Below are 9,002 nucleotides of genomic sequence, written 5' to 3' on the forward strand. Positions count from 1 at the left end.
CGGTGCCGGACCGGCTCGTCGAGCTGCGGCGGTTGGCCGACGAGGGCCGTCCGGGCGCTGGCGACGCGCTGGCCGCCGTCGAGGCGTACCGGAGCGCGTTGGCGCGGGCCGAGAAGGGATCGCTGAACGAGGCCGGAGAGGTGGCTACCGCCTACCGGAGCATGCACGACCGGTTGGCGGCGTTGAACCTGGCGCATCTCGCACCGCCGACCTCGCCGACCGAGACGGACGTCGCGCCTGGCGTACCGGTGCCGGCGGCCACCTTCCCGGTGGAGCTGACTCCCCCTGCCGCACCGGCCCGGCCCCGACTCGCCGATCTGATGGCGGATCCGCAGGAGGTGCGGTGGGCCGAGCGGGTGGGGGTTCCGGCTGCCCAGGCCGCCCGACTGCTGACCGACGGACGCCTGCGGTTCGACCCGACCGAGGTCGACCGACTGTCCACCGCTCTGCGATTCGACGAGGACGAGGTCCGTGACCTGGTCGATCTGGTCGAGGTGCTCGGCATGGTGCCGCTCGACCTGCCCGCCAGGTCTCGGGCCATGGGGCTCGCCGGGCTGGGGCCACTCTTCGGTGTGATCCAGGAGTTGGCGGTGTCACCCGACGACGTCGCTGCGATCGGCGACGTGCTGGTGCGGGCTGCGGCGGGCTCCCGGGACGTCGAGCCCGACGAGGGGACCTGGGCCGACCGGTTGCGGTCGGAACTTGCCGACGCCGGGGTACGCACCAACAGCGATCTCGTGTGGTTCATGCGGTTGTCCCGGCGGCTGGAGTTGGCGCCCGCCGACCGGACGAGGTTGGGGGAACTGCGAGAGCTCGGGGTGTCCCTGGAACTGCTGCACGAGTTGCCCGACGAACACGTGCGGGCGGCGCTGGAGGGCCGGCGCCTGGCCGCGACGGGTGTGGCCACCTTGGCCGCTGCCGCCGGCCTGGGCGGTCCCGTCGCGTTGGAGGCGGCGGCCGAGCGGCTGGACGTATCTCCGATCGACCTGGCGGTGGCGCTCGGCGGCCAGCTCCGGGAGGCTGCGGGCGGGGTGCCGCCCACCGGCGCGAGGGACCAACTGCGGCTCCAGGGGCAGCAGGTGGCGGACCGGCTGTTGGACCGGTTCGAACCGGGCGGGCCCACGCTGAGCGACTGGGTGCGGTGGAGCGCCCGACTGGGCTTCCCGGTGGACCAGCTCCGCCCGCTGGCCTCCGCCCCGGTCATGTCCGGGCTGATCTGGGAGGCGCTCGGGGACGTGCCGAGGGGGCGGGTAGCCGACGCGCTGGTGCCGGTGTTCCCCGCGACGGCCGCGTCGGAACGGCTTGCCGCAGCGCTGGCCCGGCAGCGGAGTGCGGCGGTACCTCGTCCGGGTGAGCTGGCCGCCTGGGCGGCCCGGCTCGGCGTTCCCGGCCCGTACCTGCGTCGGGTCCTGGTGCGGTCAGACGTCGACGGAAGTGACGTGGTCGCGTTGGCCGACCATCTCGGACTCTCCCCTGACCAGGCGGCGGCCCTGGTCCGGCTGACCGAGGTGACCGGCCGGGTGCCGGGCGACGCGCTGGCTCTCGCCTACAGACTGGGTCTGCCGCACTTCCCCTATCTGCTGATCTGGCTGGCCGCGTACTGGGAGACCGACCCGCGCCGGTTGATGCCACTGCGTCCGCTGTTCGCGAGGATCAAGGAGCTGCCTCCGGACAAGCGACCCGATCCACGGCAGGTGGAGGAACTGGTTCGCACGTGGGCGGCATCGCATGCTCAGGACGAGGCTCTGCCCCGTTCGGCCCCGGACGACCTGGACTTCGACCTGTCGAACATCCTCGTCACCAGCGCCGACTTCGCCGACTTTCCGGACATCTCACACTTTACGCCGGCCTTTCCGGAATTTGGGGACCTCCCTCCGCGGCAGGTTCCGAGCGCGGACGCCAGCAGCGCGAGAAGCGTGCAGGGTGACCGACCGGCCGGTGCGCCCGTGGCCGACTCCGATAGTGACTCGACATCGGGATCAGAGAGCCTCCCGAGCATCTACCGGGGCTCTCTGCCCGGCAACTCGTCGGTGCGGAGCCCTTGGGGAGAGCGGAGGGCAACGGCAGAGCAGCGCGGATTGCTCGCCGCGCTGGACCACGGCAACGGATCGATTCTGATCGACTCCGATGACACCGCCCCGGACCGCCGGGATGTCGCTGCGCTGCTCTGGTTCGCGAGCAATGGCGTGGGCCCGGATGGAGTCGGGCTGCGGGTGGTGAGTCCGCTTCGCCAGAAACGGATGGCGGCCATCACCGAGCGGTACGAGGCGCTGCAGCGGTGGCAGGGCGTCCCCGGTCAGGCAATGACTGAGTTGTGGCGAGACGCCGACTTTGTCGCCAAAGATCCTGACCTGGGGTACCTGATCGGCCGGGTGGCGGTGGTCGCTGCGGCGGCCAGAGCGGCCGTTTCCGCCGTGACACTCGAGACCACCGCCTCGAACCGAGGCGAGGCCGTCCGCGCCGCCAGCCGTGCCGTCGATGCGTTGATCGATGGTGTGCGGTGGTGGACACAGCACCGAGCTGGCCGGTCGATACCTCCGGTCGATGCCGAGACGGTGGCGTCCGGAGACATCCCCGCGCTTATGGCTGACCTGCGCCACGAAGCAGGGCGGAGCCCGGCGTCACGAGGTGACGACTTCGGCCCGATGGTGGCGAAGCTTCGTGGACTACTCGACACGTTGCATGGTGCGGACTCGCCCCGGGACACCTATCAGGTGCTGACCGGACTTCTTCACACCGTGGTGGCGCAGTTCGCCCGCTTGGTCGTGGCAGCCGCCGCCGACAAGCCGGCATCGACGACGCTGGCCGCGTACGGCCTGGTGGCCCAGACGATCGGAAGCGTTCGCAACGTCGCCTTCGCGCTGGCGGACTGGGACCGGCTGGCCGGTGGCCTGACGGCGGTGCAGGTGAGCGGGGCCGCCGCCGACGTCGTCACCAGGGCCGAGGCCATCCGGGACACCTGGGACCAGGACGGGGACGTTCTGCTCACGTCCTGGTGGTCGGAGCGGATCGGTGTGTCCAGGGAGCAGGTCGAATGGAATTATCACGACCGACCCTGGTTGGATCACTCGGCGGTTCTTGAGACGGCCGAAGAGTTGCGGCTTGAGCCGGATCTCGTCTACGAGCACGCCATCCGGCATCAACACCTCTCCCGTCGGACTCCGGAACTGATCAGGCAGTGGAATCCGCACCACGCGAGCCGGACAGCGTACAAGTTGGCGGACGAACTGCAGGTCCCGGTACGGCTGCTGGAGCCGCTGATGAACGGGCAGCCTCCGGCCCGGACGCGTGAACTCCGCCGCCCGTTGGACAAACTGTCCGGCATCCCGCAGGCGTTCAGCGGGCACTCGGCTCGACGGCTCGCCTTCCTGACCGACCTCGGGGCCGGCATTCCCCAGACCATCGATCCGGATCAACTCCGTGTTCTGGGCGAGCAGTGGCTCACCGAGGTCCTGGCAATCGACCCGGTCGATCTGGAGTTCCTCGACCGCTACTGGTTCGACCGGCTGTACTCGGTGGTGGAACTGCTGCGTGAGCACTACGAGGAGCGCGAGCCCAGCGGCGGCTGGAGCGTGCACGACATCGAACTGCTCGCTGACGACCTGGGTCTCAGTAGCCTGTTGGTGACGGGCCTCAGCGTACGGATCGGCCGGGTGCCTCGAGAGTTGGTTGGCCAGGCAGGCGGCAGGATCGCCCTGTTGGTGGCCAGCCGGCTCCAGTCCGACCCGCGCGACCTGGCATCGATCCACGATCTGGTGGCGTCCGTGGATTCCGATGGGCCGCGGCACCTCATGGTGGATGCTCTGGTGGCCGAGCTTCGCCGCGCCGGCCGGGCACCCGCTCCCCGGCCGTCCCTCGCCAGTCGGCTGTTGCGTCTCGGTGTCGAGGCCAAGCGCCTCCCGCCCTCCCTCGGCGAGGTGACACGAGACGCCGGTATGTCCGTCGACGAACTGGTCGAGACGGCTGAACTGGCCGGCAACGTCGACCTTCGGACGGTGTCGGAGTTCGTCAGATTCGCGTTCGGCGGCGACCCCGGGAAGGCCGGTCCGAGCCGTTCGCCGGGCACCGGCGGTACGGCCACCTCCCGTGCTGATCTGTCGCCTCAGGTCGTGGCCGGTCAGCTGCGCGACTGGATCGGCCGACTCCACGACGAGTTCCAGGTCGAGCGGCACGACATGCCGACGGTGTTGCGGACCGCCAACCAAGGGCGGTGGACCTCGGCGACACTGACGACGCTGCCGGCCGACTCGGCCGACCGGGTTCTCAGGGCCCTGTCGAGCTTCTCCATCGAGGAAGTGGTCCGCGAACTCCACGACGTCTCCTACGACGAGGCCGACGTCGCGCAGATGCTCGACCGACTCGTTCCGATGGTGAACGGAGCGGTCGACGCCCGCATCGACGAGCTACTGCCGCTGTGGCTGGAGGCGGGCGAAACCCCTCCCATGCACCTGGAGCTGATGCTGCCGGCGACCGAGCCGGCGCAGTCGCCAGCGGCCTCCCCTGGGTCGTCGACAGGCTATCGGGCGCTGCGTCTGTGGGAGTACTCGCGCGTTGAGGACCTGGAGACGGCGGCGGACGAACTACGTCGACTGTGGCAGGCGGGTCACCGATCCGTGCCTGCCCTCCTGTCCGCCAGCCCCGAGGGCGGCTCCCGGGGAGAGGTCTGGATCAGCGAACTGGACCCACACCCGCTGTTGGTCGGCGCCCTGATCGCCGTGAACAGTCTGCCCGGCGGGCTGGCGGGGTATCCCGATCTCCTGGCGTACCTGGGCTACGAGGTCTCTCCGTACGACGTGAAGCGCTTGGACCGCCGAGTCAGCTGGGTCCGACCGTTGCGCCCAGAGGCGTTCGAGCCGTTGCCGGCCGGAGCGGCTCGGACCATGGTGATGACGGCGGCCGTCTGGCACCGACGACAGTCACCACAGTCTGATCCGGTGGCCCGACTGGAACCATCGACGACCTGGCTGCTCGGCGATTCCGAGCCCGGCCCCGGCCCGGCAGCGGCCTACCGGCTCGGCCCGCAGGATGTGGGAATCGGGGCGGGCAGCCTGCTCCGGTCGATCCTCGACGGCGCTCGTGCACAGGGCGTCGACCTTCCCGCCGGCGTACGCGACGAGGCGACGCTGATCGCGCGCGCGGTGCAGACCGTGCACGGCGATCCGCATCGGTTCGTGCTCCGCAGCATCGGCACGGTCCTCAGCGCCGACCTCGACGAACGGACGATGGTCCGACTCGCCGAAGTGCTCTGGCCCACCGAGCAGATCGGCCCGCGACGGGAGCTGCTGCGCTCCCGGATCGCGCTTGCCGCCGACCACGACGACCCGCGCCTCAACCGCCTCCTCGCCCTCTCGCCACCGCCGTCTGGCACCGGCCCGGAATGGATCGTGCGCCGCGCGACGACGAGAGAGAGCACCCGGACCCGCGAGGTGTCCCGTCTCCTGCAGGATGTGATCCGTGATCCGCGGCTCTGGGACTCGACGCTGCGCGAAGAAGTCACTGCGGTCCTCGCTGTCGCACTCGGCGTCGACCTGGTGGTCGTGGAGGACGACACTGCTCGTACCTATCCGGGTGGTGGCTCGACCCTCTATCTGCACCGGGTCGAGCGGGATCGTTTCCAGCCCTATCTTCCGGCCAGCGTTGCCGGCGGAGCGGTCGACCTGGGGGCCGCGCAGGGAATATTCGGCCACTACGACCCCGCCTCGGACGTGGTACGCCTTCCCGTCGTCCTGGCCGGTGCCGGTGGCCAGCAACAAGGTGGCCTGACCGCGCGCCTCCGCAGCGAGGAGCTGATCGGTCTCTGGGCGAGGCGACAAACCGGCCCCGTAGGTCCCTTGGTGTTGGTCATGGGCGGAGCAGCTCAGCAGGTCGGTACAGGCGATACGCTCGCCGCCCGATTCCGGGACCGACTCGGCCAGGGCGTCATCGCCAGTGCGGACGACATCGTGCTCGACACCGACGGGCGGGTGTCCGCGGTCGCGCTCCGCCACCTGCCCGACGGCACAGTCGACCGGGACAGTCCGGAGCGAAGCGAGTTCCGGTACTTCCCTCCCGACGGCGGCGCTCCCGTTCCGCTCGGCGACGACCTGGTCTCAGGGGCGGCGTCGGTCGGCCTACGGCTCGTGGTGGACCTTCCGCCGACCGAGGACACACCGACCGTCCTGGCCGTCCGGCCCGCCCCGGCAGCCGAGGTCGAGGCACTGGGGCCCCGCCTGTTCACGGACGGTGAAGGCGTCTTCCACATCGGTCGGCACGCCACACCGCCGGACGGGTGGCTGCCGCTTGGTGACGCCAGCCCGTACCTTGCCCTCCGCTGGCTGCGGAACGACGGGTCGGCGCGCGTGCCCGACGCAGCCGTCGAGCAACGGGACCTCCAGACCGTCGCGTCGGACGCCGTCGGACTCCGACTGGGTCAACGGTCGGTACGTGATCTGCCGCACCAGATGGCTTCGGCGCTCACGGAGCGGCCCAGGGGCGGAGTGCGGATGCACCGGCGGCTCCCCGCAGTGTTCTCTGGGGACGAGGTCGTCTTCGTCAGCCGTGCGGGTTGGGCACATGCCGCCACCGTGCGACCCAACGGCGAGTTGCTGGTCTACCGGCCCACGCATGACGACGTCTCGGTCGAGCGGATGTCCCATGCCCGGTTCGTCGACGAGTCCGGCCCCGGGTGGTACCTGGTCCGCAGTCGGCTCCGCAGTGACTGGGCTCCGGTGTATCCCGCCGACCGCCCGGCGGTTCCGACCGACTCGGGGTGGTCTGAGCGGCCGCCGGATGTGCTACCCACCCGGGTGCTGGAGGTCGAGCAGGAGCCCTGGAATGAGGAGGTGCGCGGGGCCGACACCCGTGGCGCCGAGGTGCGGCTGAATCCGCTGTGGATGCCCCTGGCCGAGTTCACCCCGGAGGTGTGGGCGGGACGGCCGGGGCACAAGTGGCTGTACCTGGTGCTGGAGCGTCGGGCGTACACCGGCGGCTCGGAGCCCGAGTCCTCTGCCGGACGCCCCGACGACCTGTTGGTCTTCGTCGGCTCGGAAGCGGCCTCCGAGGCGCTCTCCGATAGTCAGTTCAACGACCTGCTGGCGTCGATCCGGCAGGTGGATCCGGACATCACGCCGGGACTGGTCAGAGACATGGTCGACGGTCCCGGGCATCCTTCGCTGGGGGTGCGGTTCACTGCGGCGTCGCCGGGGCAGGGCACCGCAGTGGTGACGTCGGCAGGTGTCGCGGGCGAACTCCGCAGAGTCCCGGCAAACGGGACCTGGGAGATGAACGACTCCTCCGGTAGGTACATGCGAGGAGAACAGCGCTCGACCGACGCGACACAACGATGGATGCGGGTCGTCGCGCAACTCGTCGCAGATCAGGTGGGCGAGCCGGTCCTACCGCGGACGGTGCGGCTGGACGGCGGGATGACGGCGAGCATGAGCCGTCAGCAGATCCACTCCGGACTGTATTTCGCGCATCCCGATGACACCCAGGACACCGTCGCAGCGGTGCGGCGGATGCCTGCGTACGCCGGCTTCAAGTCCGTGTACGCCACCCTGGATCCGCGAACGCTCGAAGTGGTGACGAGGGCGGGACGGTTCGGTCCGAGGAATTTCAACAGCCAGATCGACCACGTCGAGGTGGAGACCCACACGAAGCTGTTGCTGGTGCTGTTCCTACCCGCCGATGCGGACGGGTCGGCGTCGGAGCGCGAGGCGGTGGTGCGGTTCGCAGGGCAGCTCCACGATGTCCGCTCCAGCGACATCGTGACCAACTACGGGGTTGCCCGAATTCTGCCTGACTTCGACGATGTGCAGTTGGGGATCCTGGCGACGGATGATCGCGGTGCACCGGTGGTGGCGCCGGATGGCTTTTTCGTATTGCTCAGCTCGGGTATGCACACCAGTGAGTTGGGACCGTCGGCGTCCATGTCCATGGAAGCGCTCGGTTCCTACCCGGATGCCTACGGTGGTGGGGAAACGGGTCAGCAGTACCCGGTTCCGTTCAGCGCACCTGGCATCGAGCTGCCGCCGGGCGCCGACTACGACCGGGGTGTGCTGGTGGTGGGCGACCTGGCCAGGTGGCGGGAGCGGCCGGAGGCCGGCGCGGTGGTGGAGGCTGCGCGAGTGTCGGCCCGACCGATCGTCGTCGCCGAGGTCGGCGCTGTCCCCGCTGCACGGGCTGCCGAGATGGCCACTTTCGCCGAGACGATGCAGCGGTTCGTGCAGTGGCGCCTTCGGCCCCTGGTGGTCACGACCGCGATTGTCGCCGAGCTGAGGGTGGAGGCGACGCTTCACCACGTACCGGTGGTGTTCGCAGAGACCTCCGGCGATGGCACGCGGTGGCACGCGGTCGACTCGGACGGCGTGGTCCGGTGGTCCACGTCAGTGTTCACGCCGGCACTCTTCGTGGCGGCCGGTGAATCCACGTCCGGGCCGGCGGTCGCGTCGCGGCCTGCCGATGTCGGTCAGGTGCGCCTGGCGGAGATGCGGGAGCATCTGGCCAGATGGGAGGGGCATCTGGGGTGGTTGCAGGCGGACGATCGGAGCGGTCGCGCGGGCGGGTCGGCGGATCGGCTCCAGGCTGAGTCGGAGATCGGCCGGTTGACGGCGCGTATCACCGAGTTGAGCGCGATCACCGCCCACTACCCGGTTGAGGAGACCGAACGAGGTCTGATGAGCTACATCAGGGTTCGTCGGCAGCCGGGTGGTGATCGGGGGTTCGACGAATATCGGGTGCTGATCGACGACTACTCGGGGGTGCGGAGCATCCACCCGGAGACGGGCGAGGTGACCGCTTCCTTCTGGTTGTCGAACGGCCAGTGGATGCCCCGCCTTCTGGGTGGCTCGCCCGATTCGACGGTGGTGCAGGACGTCCGGCGGACGCCGCCCATCCCGCCACCGGTTCCCGCCAGCAGGAACGGGGTCGAGGACGAGCTGGTCGTGACCCGGGCGCAGGCGCGGCTGGCCAGTTGGGCGGTGCCGGACCGGCTCGTCGAGCTGCGGCGGTTGGCCGACGAGGGC

At 70.0% G+C, this 9,002-nt stretch carries 1 protein-coding gene; it reads left to right on the forward strand.

All coding sequences use genetic code 11. The features are described 5' to 3' along the window. Positions 1 to 9,002: hypothetical protein (locus EYA84_RS32565; protein WP_161595007.1), on the forward strand; the 9,002-nt coding region annotated here is incomplete at both ends.

It is taken from the genome of Verrucosispora sp. SN26_14.1 (assembly GCF_004307965.1).
Classification (GTDB): domain Bacteria; phylum Actinomycetota; class Actinomycetes; order Mycobacteriales; family Micromonosporaceae; genus Micromonospora.